Source organism: Bradyrhizobium sp. Ses1 (assembly GCF_059512365.1).
Genome location: NZ_JCAMOQ010000244.1, coordinates 1 through 312 on the forward strand (window position 1 = coordinate 1; position 312 = coordinate 312).

The 312-nt window shown below is 56.1% G+C and carries 1 protein-coding gene; it reads left to right on the forward strand.

Annotated features, from left to right (window positions below; all coding sequences use genetic code 11):
• Positions 1-43: 43 nt before the first annotated feature.
• Entirely contained in the window at positions 44-301 is a 258-nt protein-coding gene (locus AC5ZG5_RS46545; RefSeq protein WP_130231836.1) for a hypothetical protein, read from the forward strand.
• Positions 302-312 lie beyond the last annotated feature (11 nt).

The window sequence follows — 312 nt, forward strand, 5'->3', positions numbered from 1 at the left end:
GTTGGATTGCTCTTCCCTTAACAGGAAGAAGAGGAGATGCGGGATGAAACAGGTGTTGTTGATCGCTATGATGACTGCCCTCGTCACGCCTGCGTTCGCGGAAGATGTTGGTGTCGGCGTTGGTGTCGGCCCGAGTGGCGCTGGCGTGACCGTCGGTCAGGACCGCGATCACGATCGCTACCGGGAGCGAGAGCGTGAAACGGTGGTCAAGGAACACGAGCCAAGCGACCGCACCACGACTATCAACAAAGAACATGATGACGGTACGCGCAGCAAGACCATCATAAAAGAGCGCGACTAATCTACCATTGT

Bases quoted from the DNA above. Each gene is read 5' to 3' on its own strand.
- AC5ZG5_RS46545 (WP_130231836.1), top strand. From the start codon at position 44: ATGAAACAGGTGTTGTTGATCGCTATGATGACTGCCCTCGTCACGCCT.